This is a genomic window from Sphingobium chungbukense, from assembly GCF_001005725.1.
In the GTDB taxonomy this organism is placed as follows: Bacteria; Pseudomonadota; Alphaproteobacteria; order Sphingomonadales; family Sphingomonadaceae; genus Sphingobium; species Sphingobium chungbukense.
This window is the reverse complement of record NZ_LBIC01000001.1, coordinates 500,545-520,000: the sequence shown is the minus strand read 5'-3', so window position 1 is coordinate 520,000 and position 19,456 is coordinate 500,545. Positions and strand designations below refer to the sequence as shown.

The window sequence follows — 19,456 nt, the reverse complement described above, 5'->3', positions numbered from 1 at the left end:
TTGATCCCGCGATTTCCGAATGGGACAACCCACCTTCACCATTTAATTCCGTTGTTGGCGGTTCTTTCGGGAGCTGGCAGCCGCGTAGTTAAATGGGAGAGGTATCACTAAGCTGAATAAAATAGGCTTTGGTGAAGCGAACCCGGAGAACTGAAACATCTCAGTACCCGGAGGAAAAGACATCAACCGAGATTCCGTTAGTAGTGGCGAGCGAACGCGGACCAGGCCAGTGCCTGGTGCTTAATTAGCAGAACGATCTGGAAAGTTCGGCCATAGCGGGTGACAGCCCCGTATGCGAAAATGAAGCATCAGGACTTGAGTAGGGCGGAGCACGTGAAACTCTGTCTGAACATGGGGGGACCACCCTCCAAGCCTAAATACTCGTACATGACCGATAGCGAACCAGTACCGTGAGGGAAAGGTGAAAAGCACCCCGATGAGGGGAGTGAAACAGTACCTGAAACCGGATGCCTACAAGCAGTGGGAGGGTCCTTGAGACCTGACCGCGTACCTCTTGCATAATGGGTCTGTGACTTAGTGTATCATGCAAGCTTAAGCCGTTAGGTGTAGGCGCAGCGAAAGCGAGTCTGAATAGGGCGACTGAGTATGATGCATTAGACCCGAAACCCGGCGATCTAGGCATGACCAGGTTGAAGGTGCGGTAACACGCACTGGAGGACCGAACCGTTTAATGTTGAAAAATTATCGGATGAGTTGTGTTTAGGGGTGAAAGGCCAATCAAGCCGGGAAATAGCTGGTTCTCCGCGAAATCTATTGAGGTAGAGCGTCGGATGATTGCCGTTGGGGGTAGAGCACTGGATGGTTGCGGGGGTCGCGAGATCTACCAATACTAACCAAACTCCGAATACCAACGAGTCTAGTCCGGCAGACAGACGGCGGGTGCTAAGGTCCGTCGTCAAAAGGGAAACAGCCCTAACCTACAGCTAAGGTCCCCAAGTCACGTCTAAGTGGGAAAGCATGTGGGATTTCCAAAACAACCAGGAGGTTGGCTTAGAAGCAGCCATCCTTTAAAGAAAGCGTAACAGCTCACTGGTCTAAATAAGAGATCCTGCGGCGAAGATGTAACGGGGCTCAAGACGTGCACCGAAGCTTAGGGTGTGATCGTTTACGATCACGCGGTAGCGGAGCGTTCCGTAGGCCGTTGAAGCGATCTGGTAATGGGTCGTGGAGGTATCGGAAGTGCGAATGCAGACATGAGTAGCGATTAACAGTGTGAGATGCACTGTCGCCGAAATTCCAAGGGTTCCTGCTTAAAGCTAATCTGAGCAGGGTAAGCCGGCCCCTAAGACGAGCCCGAAGGGGGTAGTCGATGGGAACCACGTTAATATTCGTGGGCCTGGAGGTGTGTGACGGATGGCGTAAATTGTTCGGCCTTATTGGATTGGTCCGGGCAGTGAAGTTGTCCCAGGAAATAGCCCCTCCGTATAGACCGTACCCTAAACCGACACAGGTGGAATGGTAGAGTATACCAAGGCGTTTGAGAGAAGTATCCTGAAGGAACTCGGCAAATTGCCTCCGTACCTTCGGAAGAAGGAGGCCCCACATTAAGGCAACTTTTTGTGGGGGGCACAGGCCAGGGGGTAGCGACTGTTTAGCAAAAACACAGGGCTCTGCTAAGTCGGCTTCAAGACGACGTATAGGGCCTGACGCCTGCCCGGTGCCTGAAGGTTAAGAGGAGGAGTGCAAGCTCTGAATTGAAGCCCAGGTAAACGGCGGCCGTAACTATAACGGTCCTAAGGTAGCGAAATTCCTTGTCGGGTAAGTTCCGACCTGCACGAATGGCGTAACGACTTCCCCACTGTCTCCAGGATATGCTCAGCGAAATTGAATTCTCCGTGAAGATGCGGAGTACCCGCGGTTAGACGGAAAGACCCCGTGCACCTTTACTGCAGCTTCAGAGTGGCATTAGGAAAGAACTGTGTAGCATAGGTGGGAGGCTTTGAAGCGATGACGCCAGTTGTCGTGGAGCCATAGGTGAAATACCACCCTGTTGTTTTCTGATGTCTAACCTCGCACCGTTATCCGGTGCAGGGACCCTCTGTGGCGGGTAGTTTGACTGGGGCGGTCGCCTCCTAAAGAGTAACGGAGGCGCGCGATGGTGGGCTCAGGACGGTTGGAAACCGTCTGTTAGAGTGCAATGGCATAAGCCCGCCTGACTGCGAGACTGACAAGTCGAGCAGAGACGAAAGTCGGTCATAGTGATCCGGTGGTCCCTCGTGGAAGGGCCATCGCTCAACGGATAAAAGGTACGCCGGGGATAACAGGCTGATGATTCCCAAGAGCTCATATCGACGGAATCGTTTGGCACCTCGATGTCGGCTCATCACATCCTGGGGCTGGAGCAGGTCCCAAGGGTTTGGCTGTTCGCCAATTAAAGTGGTACGTGAGCTGGGTTCAGAACGTCGCGAGACAGTTTGGTCCCTATCTGCCGTGGGCGTCGAAATTTGAGAGGAGTTGACCCTAGTACGAGAGGACCGGGTTGAACATACCTCTGGTGTACCTGTCGTCGTGCCAACGGCGCAGCAGGGTAGCTATGTATGGACGGGATAACCGCTGAAAGCATCTAAGCGGGAAGCCTCCCTCAAGATAAGATTTCTTCGAGCGGTCGTAGACCACGACCTTGATAGGCCGGATGTAGAAGTGTGGTAACATATGGAGCTAACCGGTCCTAATTGCTCTGATCGCGCCTGAGAGTCCCACCATCAATGACAACACTGGACACAAACCAGCGTCAGCCATTGAATGTGGTGATCAACCTCATGCCAGATATATCTACCGTAAAATGCACGGCACCGATTAAAACCCAAAGCGCAAGCTCTATTGCTTGGTGACCATAGCGTCTGTGACCCACCCGATCCCATCCCGAACTCGGCCGTGAAACCAGTCTGCGCCGATGGTACTGTGGCTCAAGCCCCGGAAGAGTAGGGCGTCGCCAGGCATTACAGCTCGCGCTTTGATAAAAACCCATTCACAATGTTCAGCGACCTCCGGTCGCGCCTCTGGCGCGGGATGGAGCAGCCCGGTAGCTCGTCAGGCTCATAACCTGAAGGTCGTAGGTTCAAATCCTACTCCCGCAACCAAGAGGTCGCTCTTCCGCATCCCCCAGAAGTCAGATGACTTGGCCCGATGATCCCCGGATCATCGGGCTGTCGTCGTTCCCCAGGACCGACTCTTGGGCTGCCGTCCCGTCAGGCGCACAACCTGAAGGTCGCGGACGCAAATCATGCCCCCGCAACCAACATAACCCTCATCAATCCGTAGGCATTCGGTGAAGGCCGCGGATCAGGCGGCTTCGCGTTGATCCTCTGCGGTGCGCCAGTTCCAGGGGAGCAGTTCATGGAGACGGTTCTGGGGGATGTCGGCGATGCGCGCGAGGACGTCGGCTAGCCATGCCTGCGGATCGATGTCGTTGAGCTTTGCCGTACCGATGAGGCTCAGCATGAAGGCCGTGCGCTGACCGCCGCGGTCTGAACCAGCGAAGAGCCATGATTTTCTGCCCAGGGCCACGACCGTTTCATTATGCACCTCCTCTTCAAACGTCCGGAAACAGGGACTTTTGGTTTTCCATTTTGATGCGACACGGGCCTCTGTAACGCGGAAACTGGGTCACCTCGTCCTTTTCCAGGTCTGTGGCTCGGATCTGGTGCGGCGCATCGGGGACAACCTGCTCGGTAGGGAGCACGCCCTCCTTGATCAGTCGACGGACACGATGGGGAGTAACACCAAGCTTTTTCGCGGCTTCGGTCAGTGTGAGCCACTCTCCATTTTTTTCGGCAGATCGGTATCCGTGGATTTTATGGACCGTGCGCAGTGCCCCGACACGGCGCGCGGTCCACGTTTTTCCTTGTCCGGTCTGCATCCCCATCCGGTTGAGAGTGGCGGCAATGTCGGCGTCGGACCATCGGGTAGCCATGGACCGCATGACGGCAAGGGCGGCCTCCGGCGTACTCTGGCCATGTTCGCCAGGGTTCGGTTTGCGAATATGCAGTTGAGAGTGTTGACCACCTTTCCAGTGGATCGTCAAAATGACTGCACGTTGCTCTTCGTCGACATCGGCGACTATATCAGTCACGAGGGTGCGCAGGAGTTGCTGGCGACAACGCATATCGACGTTTGGTGCGCGCCAAGCAGCCTCCAAGTCAGTGGCAATGCCAGCAAAATCGGGGATTGGGATGCCAAGGTCGATTTGTCGTGCCTGGGTCAAAGCAGCTTCACAGGTTTCCACGCGCCTGAGCGCTGCTTCCCAACTCTTCTCAAGTTGGGCAGCGATCAGGCGGTTGTCAGGGTCGCAAGCGGCATAGCGGCGTTCAGCGAGAGATGCCTCGTATCGTGCTTGCTGCAAGTCCAGCTCCACCATGCGGTGTCGCTCTTCCAGATTATCCCGATGCACCCGGTCAGCTTCCATTGCGGCCTCGATTGCCATTGGCGTTACGGCGCTCAATATCTCTTTGCCGATAGCAGGATCGATCCGAGACGCGCCAAAAGTCATGCATCGGGGTTTGGCCAGCATTTGGTTGATACGTTTGCATTGATAATAGGGATGGCTTGGCCGCCCCCTATAGCTAACAGACAACCGCCTGCCACATTGGCCACAGGTGAGCAGACCAGCGAGCAATGCCTGGCCGCCACGACCCGACTTGATGCCGCCCTTCTGTGCAAAGGTATTGACGGCAATAAGGCTCTGGTTCCTCTCAAACTCGCTCCAAGCAATGTAGCCTTCATGATGATCCTGGAGCAGCACTTCCCACGTTCCAAAAGGCTTGCCATGGCCGTAGCTTTTGCGAGCCCTGCCATCGACAATCTCTGTTCGCTTCTCGCTTTTACCATAGGCATAGGCCCCAGCGTAGAACGGGTTCTTCAGGATCGAAATAACGCTTCGATAGCGAAGCGGCACCCAATCGAAGGACACCGTTTTGCGCCCGTCAGAAGGACGGGGGAAATGGAAATTGTCCGCGGTGAGCGAAATCAGCACCTGGCGGGCGCTACCAAGCTCGCGGAAGCGCGAAAAGATAAGACGGATCGCCTCCTGCACCCGGAGATCAGGATCAAGCCCCAGGCCATAATCACGGTGCCAGATATAGCCGATCGGAACACTGAGGCGCAGTTCCCCCCGTCGTGCTTTGGCGCGCGCCGCGTCGAGCATGCGCGTTCGCAAAATGCCGAGCTCAAACTCGCTGATGCTGCCCTTCATGCCCAACAACAAGCGATCGTTCGGTCGACAAGGATCGTACACGCCGTCGAGATCGATCACGCGCGCTTCCACCAAGCCGCACAGTTCCAGGAGGTGATGCCAGCCTCGGCCATTACGGGAAAGGCGCGATGCGTCGAAGCAGAGCACTGCGCCGACCATACCTGTGCACAGGCCGCTCACCAGTCGTTCGAAACCAGGGCGGTCGACAGCGCCACTGGCGGAACGGCCGAGGTCATCGTCGATCACTTCGACATCACGGAATCCCCAGCGGCGCGCGACATCGACAAGTTCATATTGGCGCCGCTGGCTCTCCAGGTTGTTCTGGACCTGGCCCGGGGTGGACTGCCGAACGTAGACGACAGCTTTGCGATTCAGCACCGTGGCCGGAATGAGATTATTGCCCGTCATCGCTCGTCTCCTTCTCCACGACGCCGGCCGCGGCCATCAGGAGGGTCGCCAACCTGGCGACGACCGTGCTTCGTTCCGCGTCGCTCAGGCCCCGAATTTGCGGCATATCGAGCGGCATGCTCAGCTGACGGGTCAGCATCGGTAACGTCGAGGGTGGTGGTAATGCCTTCATGGGGCGCCTCCTGGATGGCCGTGAGTCCATCCGACGAAGTCTGCCTGAAACCGCGATCGGTAAGCAGTCTATGAAGCTCCACGAGGCCAGTCACCGCAACCCGCGGTTCGCCCATCGCCATATCAGCGCAAAACGCCCGATCCAGCATCCACTCCGAAACCTGAATGATCTCGCCCGGCCTAATCTCTACCCGAACAATCGCACCACTGGCCCGATCTTCGCGGCCTTCATGCCGAAAACGGCCGCCGTAATATGGATGCCAACGATAATGAAACTCTACCATCTGCCCGACATGGGCAGAATGAACATGTGATGGCTATGCCTCTGAGCGCGCGTTCCGCCGCGTTGTTCGAGAGGCAGATGCGGCCGTCATCGAGGAACGCGGTGAAGGCGGGCCATGCCTTGAGCATGTAATCCATGGCCTCGGCCACATCGCTGTTCTTCGATAGCTTGGACCGGTTGTCGCGCATCCATTCTTCCAGATCGGCAACCCGCGGTGCGCTGAGTTCCTGTCGAAGGGCGTGGCGCTCCTGGGCCGGTCTGCCGTTGATGGCGCGCTCAATGTCGAAGATTACGTCGATGCGGCGGACCGCCTCCACTGCCAGCGGCGAGATGACGGCCTTTTTGCGGCGCTTCTTGAGCTGCGCGGCAACATCGGCCAGCTCGAAGAAATAACGGCGCGCGTGGCTCCAGCACAGGGCGCGGGTCAGCGGCGCCGGCAGGCGGTCGGCATGGAACAACGCATTGTAGCCGGCATAGGCATCAGCCTGAAGAATGCCTCTCCAACTGCGCAGATGGCCCACGGGATGCTCGCCCCGCCGATCGCGGGAATAATGGAAGATGGCCGCAGGCGGCGCGGGTCCGCCAAAAGGTCGATCATCCCGGACATAGGTCCAGATCCGGCCTGTATCGGTCTTGGTCTTGGCCAGCACTGGCACCGTCGTATCGTCGCCATGCAGTCGCTCGGCGGCAAGGACATGCGCCTCGACCAGCAGATAGAGCGGCATCAGCGCGGCGGTGCAGGCGCCGACCTGATCGGCCAGGGTGGAAAGGCTCAGGTCCACGCCTTCCCGGGCATAGCGATCACGCTGACGGTTAAGCGGTTGATGCGCGCCGAACTTCTCAAACAGCAGCATCGCCAGGAAGCTGGGGCCAAAGAGCCCGCGGGGCGTGACGTGGAACGGCGCCGGCGGTTGCGTGATCTTCTCACAATCCCGGCAGGAGAACTTCTCCCGAACAGTCTGGATCACCTTCCACTGGCGCGGCACGACCTCAAGTGTCTCGGTGATATCCTCGCCCAGCTTGCACAGCCGATCCGAACCGCAGCAGGGGCAGGCCTCTGGCGCGGCGATGACGACGCGCTCGCGCGGCAGATGCTCGGGCAAGGGCTTACGGGCGGGCCGCTTGCGCTCGAACGGCGCGACGTTGGTCTTCGCCGCTGCCAGGGCGGCCAGAAGCTCATCTTCGCTGGCAGCGGTCTCGCACTCCTCGAAGGCCAGTTCCATCTGATCCAGCAGATGGCGCGTGCGTTCGGATCGCTGACCGAAAAGGGTGCGGCGCATCTTCTCATTCTGCAGCTCGAGAAGGGCGTTACGAGCTTCCAGATCGGCGTTGATCGCCTTGATGCGGGCGACTTCAGCGGCGACAGCCTCGGCAGCGGCAAGCCGCTCGCGAAGGCTGTCGATCTCTGCTTGCGCTTCAGTCCCCATGGCCAATGACATAGCCGAAAAGCACCGAATCCCTAGCTTCTTAGGTCATGCCGGGGCTTTTATCCGGCCAATGCCGGGCGCCATGTCGCCTGCGGATTACGCCAGTCGATCGCTTCCAACATGCAGGCCATCTGCGAGGGGGAAATGGCAATCACGCCGTCCACCGCGGAGGGCCAGATATACTTCCCGCGCTCCAATCGCTTGGCATAAAGCGACATGCCAACGCCGTCGTGCCAGATGATCTTGCAGAGGTCGCCACGGCGACCCCTGAAAATGTAGAGATCGCCGGCGAAGGGATCACGTCCGAAACTCTGCTGCACTTGCAGGGCCAGGCTGCGCATCCCGCGCCGCATGTCCGTGTGCCCCGTCGCGATCCATATCCGAACGCCGGAGGGGACTGGGATCACGGCTTGATCGACCGCAGCACTGCCGACACCAGCCCGGGCGAGGCGCCAGCAGGAATACGCACGATCGCCCGCTCGAACTCCACGGTGATCGCCGTCCCAATGGCCGGTGCCGGATCAGGATGCACCTGCACCTCTGCAAAGCCCTGCGCTGCCTGCTCCATCTGCCGCCGCCATCTGTAGATCTGGTTCGGCCGAAGATCAGCTCGGCGGGCAATCTCCGCCACGTTCGCGCCGGGCGCCGAGACTGCCGCGACCAACTCGCGCTTCTGCTGGTCAGTCCATACCCGCCGCCGCTCCGGCCCCGAAATTACCGTGATCTGACTCATCGCACCGTCCTTAGTATCGGTGCAAACACCGGCGCTTGCACCGGTGCCATGTCAAAATATCAGCTGATCACCGCAAGGCGGCCCTCACCGGAGCGATACATCAATCCGCCCTTCACGGCTTGCTTACCATTCGCCGCTAGACGAACGGCATGAGCAAGCCCGCCGACCCCTGCCCCAAATCCGCCGTCAGCCATGGCGTCGGGATCGCCGGCCTCGCAGGCCTCGCCATCTGGACGCTCGTCGCACGCCACTACGGCATGAACGGACCCCATGCAGGATTTGCCGCCGTAATCGCCTGCGGCCTCCCCATGAGCCTCTGGTCGCTGCTCGTCGACAAGGTCCATCGCAACGCATCGACCGGAATCGATTGGAACGCACCCCCACGCCCCTGGCGCTCGGTACTGGACATCAGCCTCGTCAAGATCGCCGGACTTTGGGCGACCTGGCTCGCCATCGCCGTCTTCTATTGCATCGGCCACTGGTACTGGAGCGGCAACTACCGCTTTTCCATGGACCTGTTCATCAGCGCCGCGCCCTGGCTGCTCGCGGCATCCATAGCCTATGTGATCTGGCTCGACCGGCGGCTGATCGAGCCACGGGACGCCAGCTACGCCTTCGGCCAATGGGTGATCGGCGGTGCGGCGGGCGTAGCCGACAGGGCGGAAGTCGCCCATCACGCACGCGCCTGGGCGGTGAAGGGCTTCTTCCTCGCCTTCATGCTGTCGATCGTGCCCGGCAATTTCGCCAGCGTGGTCGAATGGCGGATCGATGACAGCCTCGCCAATCCGGTCGCCCTGGCCGGGTTCCTGATCGCCATCATGTTCATGATCGACGTCTGCATGGCGACCGTGGGCTATTTGCTGACGATGAAGCCGCTCGACTCCCATATCCGCACCGCCAATCCGCTGCTGGCCGGTTGGGTGGCGGCGCTGATCTGTTATCCCCCCTTCGTGCTGATGGGTAATGGCGGGCCGCTCGATTATCATGCGGGCGGAGCGGAATGGGACGTCTGGACCCAGGGCCACGGCTTCCTCCAATGGCTCCTCGCCGGGTGGCTGGTGCTGCTGACCGCCATCTATGCCTGGGCGACGGTGGTTTTCGGCCTGCGCTTCTCCAACCTCACCCATCGCGGGATACTGACGCACGGCCCCTACCGCTGGACACGCCACCCCGCCTATCTGTCGAAAAACCTCTTCTGGTGGTTTTCTTCGCTGCCGTTCCTGAGCGTCTCGGGCAGCCTGACCGATATCGTGCGCAATTCGGCGCTGCTGGCCGTGACCAATGCCGTCTATTACTGGCGCGCCAAGACCGAAGAAGCGCATCTGGGAACGGATGCGGATTACCAGGCCTATAGCGCGTGGATGGAACGCCATGCCGTGGTCCCGCGCTTTTTCGCCTGGCTCATCGGACGAAAGCCACAGCCAGAGGGCAGGGTTCAGCCCGCGGAGTAGGCATCCTTCCCCCGCCGGGAGAAGGATGAAGGATCAAAAGCTCTCTTCGGCGTAGATTTTGCCGAGGTCGCCCTGCCACTCGCCATGATAGCGGGCGAGCAGCCGTTCGGCATGTGTCTGTCCCGACGCCACGATCTCATCGAGCGGCGCAAGATAGCCGGTCTCATTGTCGCCCGAAGCATTGAGCCGGGCGCGGGCGGAAAGGCCGCTGCGGGCAATGTCCAGCACGTCCCCGGCGATATCGCGCAGCTTGCGCCCGCCCGCGATCGGCGCATCAAGCGCCAGCCTGGGCACGGAATCGCGCAGCACCTGCCGTTCCTCCATGCTCCAGTCCTTGACCAGATCCCACGCCGCATCCAGCGCGCCGTCATCATAGAGCAGTCCGACCCATAGCGCCGGCAACGCGCAGATGCGGTTCCACGGCCCGCCATCGGCGCCACGCATCTCCAGGAAGCTCTTCATCCGCACTTCGGGGAAGGCGGTGGAGAGATGATCCTCCCAATCCTTCTCCGTCGGCTTCTCGCCGGGCAGGGCAGGGAGCTTCCCGTCCAGGAAATCGCGGAAACTCTGCCCCGCCGCGTCGATATAGCGGCCGTCGCGATAGACGAAATACATCGGCACATCGAGCGCATAGTCGGCATAGCGTTCATAACCGAAGCCGTCCTCGAACACGAAGGGCAGCATGCCGGTGCGGCCGGGGTCGGTGTCCGACCAGATATGGCTGCGATAGGAGAGGAAGCCGTTGGGCTTGCCGTCGGTGAAGGGCGAATTGGCGAACAGCGCGGTCGCCAGCGGTTGCAGGGCGAGCGACACGCGGAACTTCTTCACCATGTCCGCCTCGCTGCCATAGTCGAGGTTGGTCTGGATGGTGCAGGTGCGCAGCATCATGTCGAGCCCCATCGACCCCACGCGCGGCATATGGCGCAGCATGATGTCGTAACGGCCCTTGGGCATGATGGGCAGCTCTTCGCGGCTCTTGTCCGGCCACATGCCCAGGCCCAGGAAGCCCAGGCCCAGCATGTCGCCGACATATTTCACCTGCTCCAGGTGCCGGCTGGTTTCCGCGCAGGTCTGGTGCAGATTCTCCAGCGGCGCGCCCGACAGTTCCAACTGCCCCGCCGGTTCCAGGCTGATCGTGCCGTCCGTGCCGGACAGGGCGATGATATTCTCCCCCTCGAACACCGGATTCCAGCCATAGCGGGTCAGCCCGATCAGCAGCGTGTGGATGCCGCCCCGCTCGTCATAGCTGGGGGCGTGATGATCCTTGCGGCTATAGACGAATTTCTCATGCTCGGTGCCGATGCGCCAGCGATCCTTGGGCTTTGCGCCCTTGGCGAAGGCCGCGATCAACTGGTCGCGGCTCTCGATGATGGGATCGTCGCCCCCTGAGTCTGTTCTGGTGCTCATGCCCCGCCTTAATCTATCCCCCCGTCGCGTCAAAGGCGCAACGTTCGGCGCTCAGATAAGCTGCGTTGATGACGGCTTCAATCCGGTTGCGTAAGAAAACGATATTCAGCGCCAGTCGCCATTGATCGTCATCCAGGCGGTCGTCGCGGCAATGGCGGCGGTTTCCGCGCGCAATATGCGGGGACCAAGCGAAACCGGAACCGCCTTCGCCACCCTGCGGATCGCCTCGCGTTCGGCGGGATCGAAGCCGCCTTCGGGACCGATCAGGAAGGCGGCGGGGCCAGGATGGGCCTTCAGCGTCTCGGCCAGCGGCGCGCCGCCGGTCTCGTCGGCAAAGAAAAGCCAGCGATCGTCCGCCCAGTCCCGGAGCAGCGCATCCAGCTTCACCATCCCGCCAAGCTCCGGCAAGGCGGTACGGCCGCATTGTTCGGCCGCTTCGACCAGATGGGCGTGCAGCCGGTCGAGGTTCAGCTTGTCCACCACCGCCCGGCGGGTGAGCACGGGTTGCAGCTTCGCCACCCCCAGCTCGCAGGCCTTTTCCGCGATCAGGTCGATACGCCCCTTCTTGATCGGCGCGCAGCACAGCCAGAAATCGGGCACCTCCTCCGGCGCCTTGGTCCGGCTGACGACCTCCAGCACCAGATCGCGCTTCCGGATGTCCCGTGCCTTGGCCGCCCATTCGCCCGAACGGCCGTCGAACAGCAGGACGATATCGTCCGGCTTCACCCGCATGACGCTGATCAGATAATGGGCCGGATTGCCGTCGACCGGCACGGCGACGCCTTCGCCCAGCAAGGTTTCGACATGGAGGCGCGGGGCGCTTTGCGGCGGCCAGGCGGGGGTTGCGGTCATTTTGTCTCTTCCGTTCGCCCCGATCTTGCCGAAGGGCCATGCTTCTCTTTAGGGAAGTGGAGGGCTTCGACAAGTTCGGCCCGAACGGAGTCCCAAAAACCCTGTCATGGTTCAACAGACGATAGTTCCCGACAGCGAAGCGCGCGGTCTGGTCGCGCGCCTGCCGGATGTTCCGCGCGCCTTGGCGCTGCTGGCGCGATTCGACCGGCCCATCGGCTGGTGGCTGCTGTTCTGGCCGGGGGCCTGGGCGGTGGCGCTGGCGGGCGGCACGCGCGACCACTGGCCGCTGCTCCTGTGGCTGCTGCTGGGCAGCATCGCCATGCGCGGGGCTGGATGCGTGTTCAACGATATCGTCGACCGCGACCTCGACCGGCAGGTGGCGCGCACCGCATCGCGGCCGCTGGCCAGCGGCGCCGTGTCGCTCAGGACCGCCTGGATCTGGCTGGTGTCGCTCTGTCTGGTCGGACTGGCGGTGCTGTTGCAACTGCGCCTCCATGCGCAGCTCGTGGCGCTGGCGTCGCTGGCGCTGGTCGCTGCCTATCCCTTCATGAAGCGGATCACCGGCTGGCCGCAGCTCTGGCTGGGGCTGGTCTTTTCCTGGGCGGCGCTGGTCGGGTGGAGCGAAACGGCGGGATCGCTGACCGTTCCCGGGCTGCTGCTCTATGGCGGCTCCATTTTCTGGGTCGTGGGTTATGACACCATCTATGCCTTGCAGGATCGGGAGGATGACGCGTTGATCGGTATCGGTTCCAGTGCGCTTTCCATGGGCAGCCATGTGCGCGGCGGCGTTGCCCTGTGCTACGCGCTGGCCCTCGCCCTGTGGTCGGCGGCGATCTGGCAGGTCCGGCCGCAGGGCCTGGCATTGCTGGCGCTGCTGCCGATGGCGCTGCACCTGATCTGGCAGGTCGTGACGATGAAGGAGGATGGCGCCGATCCGCTCGCCAAATTCCGCTCCAACCGCTTTGCCGGGCTGCTGATGTTCCTTGGCTGCCTGGTCGTGGGCAGCGCATGAGCGGCCCTCGCAAGGGGGAGGATTGCTGGCGCATCGAACGCGCCCTCAAGGCCAGCATGATCGTCGACGCGGACGCCTATTTCCGCCACGCCCGCGCCGCGATGATGCAGGCGAAGCGCCGGATCATGCTGGTGGGCTGGGATTTCGACGCCGCGATCAGCCTGATCCGCGAGGATGAGGCGGACGACGGCGCGCCCGTCATCATCGGCGATTTCATAAGCTGGCTGGCGGAACGCACGCCCGAACTGGAAATCTACCTGCTGCGCTGGGACGTGGGGGCGATGAAGTCGATGGTCCGGCCGTCGAACCTGTTCACGACCGTCCGGTGGATGGCCCATCCGCGCATCACCGTGAAGCTGGACAGCCATCACCCTCCCGCGGCCTCGCATCATCAGAAGATCGTGGTGATCGACGATTGCTTCGCCTTTTGCGGCGGGATCGACATGACGGCGGACCGCTGGGACACCCGGCATCATCGCGACGACGATCCGGGGCGGCGGCATCCGGACGGATCGGCCTATGGCCCCTGGCATGATGCGACGACGGCCTTGCAGGGGCCGGTCGCGGCGGCGCTGGGCGACCATGCACGGGCGCGATGGAAGGGCGCGGGTGGAGAGGAATTGGCGCCGGTCGAGGGTGTCGAGAATTGCTGGCCCGACGCCCTGCCCGTGCAGTTCGAGAATGTCGAGGTCGCCATTTCCCGCTCCGCGCCGGAAATGGCGGACCAGGAACCGCTCACAGAGATCGAGCGGCTCTATGTGAACCAGATCGCCTCGGCCCGGCGATATATCTATGCGGAGAGCCAATATTTTGCTTCCCGCCGCATTGCCGAGGCGATCGCGGCGCGGCTGGGTGAGGAAGACGGGCCAGAGATCGTCATCGTCAATCCCGAGCAGGCCGACGGCTGGCTGGAGCAGCAGGCCATGGACACCGCCCGCGCGCGGTTGTTCGAGGCATTGAAGGCGCGCGATGTGCATGGGCGCTTCCGGCTCTACCACCCCTTCACCGCGCGCGGGGAACCGATCTACGTCCATGCCAAGGTGCTGATCGTCGACGACCGGGTGCTGCGCGTCGGCTCATCCAACATGAACAACCGCTCGATGCGGCTCGACACCGAATGCGACGTGACGATCGATGCGGGGCTGTCCGCCAATCAGGGGCATGGGAACGTCATCCGGGGCATTCGCGACGACCTCATCGCGGAACATCTCGACCTGCCGGTCGAACGGGTGGCGGCCGTCATCGCCGAACGCGGCCTGATCGCGGCGATCGAGCAGTTGCGCGACAAGGCGGGACGGACCCTGCGCCCCTATGCGACGCCGGACCTCAACGATGTGCAGGCATGGCTGGCGGACAATGAGGTGCTCGATCCGGAAGGACCGGGCGAAATGCTCGAACCGGTTACCGAGCGCGGGCTGTTCCGCCGGATGCGGGGATGGATGGAACGAGGCCAGTCTATTCCGCCGCCAGCAACGCCTCCGCACCGCCCAGATTGACCGAGACGAGGCGGCTGACCCCGCGCTCCACCATCGTCACGCCGAACAGGCGGTGCATGCGCGCCATCGTCACCGCATTGTGGCTGACGATCAGGTAACGGGTCTCCGTCTGTCCCACCATCACGTCGAGCAGATCGCAGAAACGTTCCACATTGGCGTCGTCCAGCGGCGCGTCGACTTCGTCCAGCACGCAGATCGGCGCGGGATTGGTCAGGAACAGCCCGAAGATCAGCGCCACGGCGGTCAGCGCCTGCTCGCCCCCCGACAGCAGGGTCAGCGCCGCCAGCTTCTTGCCCGGCGGTTGCGCCATGATCTCCAGCCCCGCCTCCAGCGGATCATCGCTGTCGATCAGTTCCAGATGCGCCTGCCCGCCGTTGAACAGGGTGGTGAAGAGCCGCCGGAAATGCCCGTCCACCGCCTCGAACGCCGCGAGCAGCCGTTGCCGCCCCTCGCGATTGAGGCTGCCGATCGATCCGCGCAGGCGGTTGATCGCCTGCGTCAGTTCCTCGCTCTCGGCGCGGCTGTTGGCCTGGGTCGTCTCCAGTTCCTCCAGCTCCTGCGCGGCGACCAGATTGACCGGCCCGATCCGCTCGCGCTCGGTGGAAAGGCGGTCATGCTCGGCCTGTTCGTTCTGGGCGATGCGGATGTCGGCACTGGCGAAGCCCAGTTTCTCCGGCAGGACCGGTGGCGGGCATTCGAAGCGTTCGCCCGACAGTCGGTTCGTCTCGATGCGCTTTTCATCAGCGGCTTCGGCGCGGGCGACGGCGGTGGCGCGGGCTTCCCGGCACTCGGCCAGGCTTTCCCCGGCCTGGGCGGCGCGCTGTTCGGCGGTGCGCAGCGCGGCTTCCGCCTCATTTTCCTCGCGGCGGGCGGCATCGGCGGCCTGGGTGAGGCTGTCGCCCTGTGCGCTGAGAACGGAGATGGTCGTGGCCAGGCTGTCCGGCTGGTCCGCGATTTCGGCGCGTTCCCTGGCGATCGCCTCGCCCCGCTCGACCATGGCGGCGATGCGTTTGGCGGCCTCCCCTGCACGGGCGCGCCAGCCCCTGGCTTCGGCGTCGGCGGCGGTCATGCGTTCGCGGTCGTTGGTCAGGGCGCGGTCGGCCAGCGCCTGATCGGCCTGTAGCTGACTGACGGCCAGCCGGGCCTTTTCGCTCGCCTGTTGCAGGGTGGCGACGAGGGTGCGGGTTTCCTCGCCGTCGGGCATGGCGGCACGGCTGGCCTGCGCCTTGTCATGCTCGCCCTGCGCGGCGCTCAGATCGGCACGCGCTTCGTTCAGCCGTTCCTCGATCGCCTCGCGCCGGCCGGCCAGTCGTTCGAGCGCGGTCGCGGCCTCATCGGCGGCGCGCAGGGCGGTGCGCAGGCGCTGGTCGGCATTGGCAAGCTGCGTGCGCCCGGTGGCGAGGGCCTGCGCGGCGTCGCGTTCGCATATGGACGCGGCGTCCTGTGCGGTGCGGGCGCCTTCGACTTCGGCCTCTGCCGCGGGCCGGGCGGCGGCGATGGCCTCCAGGCGGTTGAGACGGATCAGCCGTTCGGCCGCGGCAGCGCCACCTTCGAGCGCGACATAACCGTCCCAGCGGCGGAGTTGACCGTCCCTTGTCACGAGCCGCTGGCCCACGGCGAGGGGCTGGCCGTCATCCTTGTCCGCCACCGCGACCTGCGCCAAACGCCGATCCAGTTCGGCCGGAGCGGTGACATGGGCGGACAGTGGGATGCAGCCGATGGGCAGCGCGGGGTCGTTATCCAGCGGCAAGGCGCCTGCCCAGCGGCGCTTGCCCTCCGCGGCGATCGGCGCTTCCAGATCATCGCCCAGGGCAGCGGCCAGCGCTCGTTCATAGCCGGGCGCGGCCTTCAACTGGTCGAGCGCCCGGCTGCGGTTGCCGGTGCCGCTGTCGACCGCGCGCTTGAGGGCGGCGGCTTCGCTGTCCAGCGCGGCCAGCCCGGCGCGGGCGGAGGCCAGCGCGGCTTCGGCGTTGGCGCGGGCTTCGGCGGCTTCGGCACGGATGTTTTCGGCGGAGCGGATCGCGGCTTCGGCCGCGTCGCGGTCGACGCTCGCCTGTTGTTGCGCGGTCAGCGCTTCGGTGCGCCTGGCTTCGAGCGGAGCGGCGTCGGGCAAGGCGGCGGCTTCGGCTTCCAGGCGTTGGGTTTCTCGGGCGGCACGGTCTAGACGGCTTTGCGCGGCGGCCAGCGCGGCTTCGGCCACGCGCAACTCGGCCTGCTCGCCCGCCTGCCTGGCCATGGCCTTGGCAAGGTCGAGTTCGGCGTCCCGGGCTGCACCCTCGGCACGGGCGATGCGGCCCGCGAAATCGGGACGCATGGCTTCGGTTTCGGCGATGCGGTTTTTCAGCGCGGCGATTTCGTCGGTCAGGCGGGCAATCGCCTCCGCCGCGTCATTGGCGAGCGTGCCTTCGCGCTCCCGGTCTTCCTCCAGCCGGTCGGCCTGCTGCGCCAGATCATGCAGGCGGCGCACCACTCCGTCGCGCTCGGTACGCAACACGGCAAGCCTGTGTCCCGCCTCGCTGGCGGCGTCGCGGGCGGCCTGGGCGGCGGCGCGTTTCTGCGCAAGCGTCTCGACGGCGGCGTTGGCATGGACGGCGGCGGCTTGCTGCGCTTCCTGCGCCGCGATCACGGCGCTTTCGGCCTGCCTGGCCTCTGCGCGCGCGGCCTCGGCAGCGGCGGCGGCCTCGCGCCAGCGCGCGAAGATCACCCGCGCCTCGGCGATGCGAATCTGCTCGGACAGGCGGATATAGCGTTCCGCCGCCTTGGCCTGGCGGCGCAGGCTGCTGGCGCGCGCGTCCATGTCCGACAGGATCTCGTCCAGCCGCATCAGGTTCGCCTCGGCGGCGCGCAGCTTCTGCTCGGCATCCTTGCGGCGGACGTGAAGGCCGGAAATGCCCGCTGCCTCTTCGAGCATGGCGCGGCGTTCCTGCGGGCGGGCGGCGATGACGGCGGCGATGCGACCCTGGCTGACCAGCGCTGGACTATGTGGCCCGGTGGCGGCATCCGCGAAGATCAACGATACGTCCTTGGCCCGCACGTCGCGGCCATTGGCCCTGTAGGCGCTGCCCGCGCCGCGCTCGATCCGGCGGGTGACTTCCAGCTCGCCGTCGGTCCCGACCTCGACCGCGTTGAACAGTTCGCCCTGTTCCTGGATGGTCAGCAGCGAGACTTCGGCGAAATCCCTCTGGGGCCGCGTGGATGTGCCCGCGAAGATCACATCCTCCATGCCGCCGCCACGCATCGACTTGGCGCTGGATTCGCCCATGACCCAGCGTATCGCCTCCAGCAGGTTCGACTTGCCGCAGCCGTTCGGCCCGACAATGCCGGTCAGGCCGGGTTCGATGCGCAGCTCCGTCTGGTCGACGAAGCTCTTGAAGCCGGAAAGCTTGAGGCGCTTTATCTGCATGGGAGAGAGCCCCGTGCGTCGGCAAGGGGCCGGTCAGGGCAGCGCAAAGCCGCCCCGCCTTCCGCGGGAAGCCGGATCGATGATGTCAGCCCCCTTTGCTCCAATCCCGATCCCTGACCTTTAGAGTCCCGCCTGCTTGAGCTTGGGTTTCAGCGCCGACCAGGCGGCGGTGTTCTCGACCATCACGCCGTTCAGGATGAAGGTCGGCGTGCCTTCGATCTTGTACTGCTGATTGGCGGCTTCCACCCCCTTGGCCAGCTTCTCGGCAGCGGCGGTGTCGGCCAGGCACTGTTTCGCCTGATCCTCCGAAATGCCGCGCTGCTTGGCGAAGTCGATCAGGCCGACGGCCGCGGCCAACTGGCCGAAGCGCTGCGCCGGAGGCGCGCTCATCAGCGTCTGGTACCGGGCGTCGCCCAGGGCCTGCGCCTTTTCGAACATCGCGTTCTGGTTGGTGAAGAATTGTTCCGACAGCGGATAATAGATATCCTTGCCGCCGCAACGCGCCAGCAGCGCGGTCGAGATGTCGATCGGATCGCGCACATAGTTGCGATATTCGTAGCTCATCTTGCCGGTGTCGACCATCTGCCTGATCTCCTCCGACGCTTCGGCGGAGAAATCGCGGCAGTGCGAGCAGGTGTAGCTGCCATATTCGACCAGCTTCACCTTGGCATTGGGATTGCCCATCACGAACTGCCCCTCGGGGGTCGTGTTGAAGGTGGTGGACCAGCTCGTGCCCGCGGGTGCGGCGACGGCGGCGATCGGTTCGCCGGTGGGCTGGCTGTTGCCGCTGTCGCTCTTGCCGCAGGAGGCGAGCGTCAGGGAAAGGGCGATAAGGGCAAGTCCGGACAGGGCTTTCACGTGTCTTTGGCTCCGTTGTCGGGCGAGAATGGGGATGGTTTAGATTACTGGGAGACGTCGGGCAATGCGGCCTGAACATGGGTCCAGTCCGAACCGCGGATCAACGTCCCGTTCAGGGTGAAGCCGGGCGTGCCGGAAATCTGCACCTTGTTCCACGCCTCGTCGGTCATGGCCAGCACCTGCTTCATCGCGTTGGGATCGTTGACGCAGGCGTCGAGCTGGGCCGGCTTGTATCCGCGCTTGGCCATGAAGGCGTAGAGACCCGTCTTCTGCCCGATATCGCGCAGCGCCGCCTTCTGCTCGGTCGGCTTGGCCCCGTCCTTGTCATAGGCGACGACCTTCTCCATCCAGCCTTCCTGATTGGCGAACAGCGCCTCGTGGTTGCCGAAGAAGCGTTTGGGGCCACCGCAGCGGGCGAGCAGGGCGACGGTCAGGTCATATTTGTCGCGTACGGCGTTGCGCACCTCGACGCTGACTTTGCCGGTCCGCACATAATTGGCCTTGAGCGGCGCGCTCGCCTCGCCCACGAAATGCGCGCAATGGGGGCAGGTATAGCTGATATATTCGACCAGCTTGTTCGGCGCGGCGGGATTGCCCAGCACATGGCCGCCGGTCGGCGACAATGTCACCTGGGCCACCCAATCGGGCGCCGGGGCAGCGGCTGGGGCGCTCGCCGGAAGGGCGAGCAGGGCAAGCAGAAGCAGACGGATTGCGGTCATGCGATGGTCCAATGAAGCGCCGCC

Annotated in this window: 12 protein-coding genes, 1 tRNA gene, 2 rRNA genes and 2 pseudogenes (1 of these 17 cut by a window edge); 6 read left to right on the top strand and 11 right to left on the bottom strand. The window is 63.3% G+C overall.

Features of this window, described 5'->3' with window-relative positions; translation table 11 throughout:
• The 3 genes from YP76_RS02565 to YP76_RS02555 form a co-directional block, all read left to right on the top strand.
• Window positions 1-2,713: ribosomal RNA gene (locus YP76_RS02565) — 23S ribosomal RNA — on the top strand; it begins 98 nt to the left of the window's first position.
• Window positions 2,714-2,844: 131 nt separating this feature from the next.
• A 5S ribosomal RNA gene (gene rrf, locus YP76_RS02560) occupies window positions 2,845-2,959 on the top strand.
• A gap of 65 nt (window positions 2,960-3,024) precedes the next feature.
• Window positions 3,025-3,101: transfer RNA gene (locus YP76_RS02555), tRNA-Met, on the top strand.
• A 202-nt stretch (window positions 3,102-3,303) separates the two neighbouring features.
• Here YP76_RS02555 and YP76_RS02550 read toward each other — a convergent pair.
• The 6 genes and pseudogenes from YP76_RS02550 to YP76_RS02530 form a co-directional block, all read right to left on the bottom strand.
• A pseudogene (locus tag YP76_RS02550) lies at window positions 3,304-3,528 on the bottom strand (transposase domain-containing protein); the annotation flags it as partial.
• A gap of 25 nt (window positions 3,529-3,553) precedes the next feature.
• Complete coding sequence (locus tag YP76_RS02545) at window positions 3,554-5,620, bottom strand: recombinase family protein (protein ID WP_046762024.1); 2,067 nt, start codon at window positions 5,618-5,620, stop codon at window positions 3,554-3,556.
• Complete coding sequence (locus tag YP76_RS27550) at window positions 5,607-5,792, bottom strand: hypothetical protein (RefSeq protein WP_157035637.1); 186 nt, start codon at window positions 5,790-5,792, stop codon at window positions 5,607-5,609. Before YP76_RS27550 ends, YP76_RS02545 begins: the two co-directional genes overlap by 14 nt.
• Window positions 5,793-6,103: 311 nt before the next feature.
• Window positions 6,104-7,501, bottom strand: a pseudogene (tnpC, locus tag YP76_RS02540) (IS66 family transposase); the annotation flags it as partial.
• A gap of 59 nt (window positions 7,502-7,560) precedes the next feature.
• A complete protein-coding gene (gene tnpB, locus YP76_RS02535) occupies window positions 7,561-7,908 on the bottom strand; it encodes an IS66 family insertion sequence element accessory protein TnpB (protein WP_046762023.1) in 348 nt (115 codons plus the stop codon).
• The gene (locus YP76_RS02530) at window positions 7,905-8,234 is read right to left on the bottom strand and encodes a transposase (protein WP_046762022.1); all 330 of its coding nucleotides are present in this window, start codon (window positions 8,232-8,234) and stop codon (window positions 7,905-7,907) included. The genes tnpB and YP76_RS02530 overlap by 4 nt, the downstream gene beginning before the upstream one ends.
• Window positions 8,235-8,383: 149 nt before the next feature.
• On the opposite strand from YP76_RS02530, the gene YP76_RS02525 reads away from it, so the two are divergent.
• On the top strand, window positions 8,384-9,685 hold the full coding sequence (locus tag YP76_RS02525; RefSeq protein ID WP_046762021.1) for a methyltransferase family protein: 1,302 nt from the start codon (window positions 8,384-8,386) through the stop codon (window positions 9,683-9,685).
• A gap of 33 nt (window positions 9,686-9,718) precedes the next feature.
• On the opposite strand, the gene YP76_RS02520 is transcribed toward YP76_RS02525, so the two are convergent.
• Window positions 9,719-11,092 carry a glutamate--cysteine ligase gene (locus YP76_RS02520; protein ID WP_046762020.1) on the bottom strand — a complete coding sequence of 458 codons (1,374 nt, stop codon included), beginning with the start codon at window positions 11,090-11,092 and terminating at the stop codon, window positions 9,719-9,721.
• A gap of 105 nt (window positions 11,093-11,197) precedes the next feature.
• Window positions 11,198-11,944, bottom strand: a complete 747-nt coding sequence (locus tag YP76_RS02515; RefSeq protein ID WP_046762019.1) for a 16S rRNA (uracil(1498)-N(3))-methyltransferase — start codon at window positions 11,942-11,944, stop codon at window positions 11,198-11,200.
• 106 nt (window positions 11,945-12,050) lie between these two features.
• Between YP76_RS02515 and ubiA the strand changes: the two genes are divergently transcribed.
• Both ubiA and YP76_RS02505 read left to right on the top strand, forming a co-directional pair.
• Complete coding sequence (gene ubiA / locus YP76_RS02510) at window positions 12,051-12,956, top strand: 4-hydroxybenzoate octaprenyltransferase (RefSeq protein ID WP_046762018.1); 906 nt, start codon at window positions 12,051-12,053, stop codon at window positions 12,954-12,956.
• Complete coding sequence (locus YP76_RS02505; protein WP_046762017.1) at window positions 12,953-14,452, top strand: phospholipase D-like domain-containing protein; 1,500 nt, start codon at window positions 12,953-12,955, stop codon at window positions 14,450-14,452. The genes ubiA and YP76_RS02505 overlap by 4 nt, the downstream gene beginning before the upstream one ends.
• Here YP76_RS02505 and YP76_RS02500 read toward each other — a convergent pair.
• The 3 genes from YP76_RS02500 to YP76_RS02490 all read right to left on the bottom strand — a co-directional run bounded on the left by YP76_RS02500 (window position 14,412) and on the right by YP76_RS02490 (window position 19,432).
• The gene (locus YP76_RS02500; protein ID WP_046762016.1) at window positions 14,412-17,855 is read right to left on the bottom strand and encodes a chromosome segregation SMC family protein; all 3,444 of its coding nucleotides are present in this window, start codon (window positions 17,853-17,855) and stop codon (window positions 14,412-14,414) included. The genes YP76_RS02505 and YP76_RS02500 overlap by 41 nt on opposite strands.
• 120 nt (window positions 17,856-17,975) lie before the next feature.
• Window positions 17,976-18,713, bottom strand: coding sequence for a thioredoxin domain-containing protein (locus YP76_RS02495; protein WP_046762015.1), 738 nt, complete (start codon window positions 18,711-18,713; stop codon window positions 17,976-17,978).
• A gap of 44 nt (window positions 18,714-18,757) precedes the next feature.
• Complete coding sequence (locus tag YP76_RS02490) at window positions 18,758-19,432, bottom strand: thioredoxin domain-containing protein (RefSeq protein ID WP_046762580.1); 675 nt, start codon at window positions 19,430-19,432, stop codon at window positions 18,758-18,760.
• Window positions 19,433-19,456 lie beyond the last annotated feature (24 nt).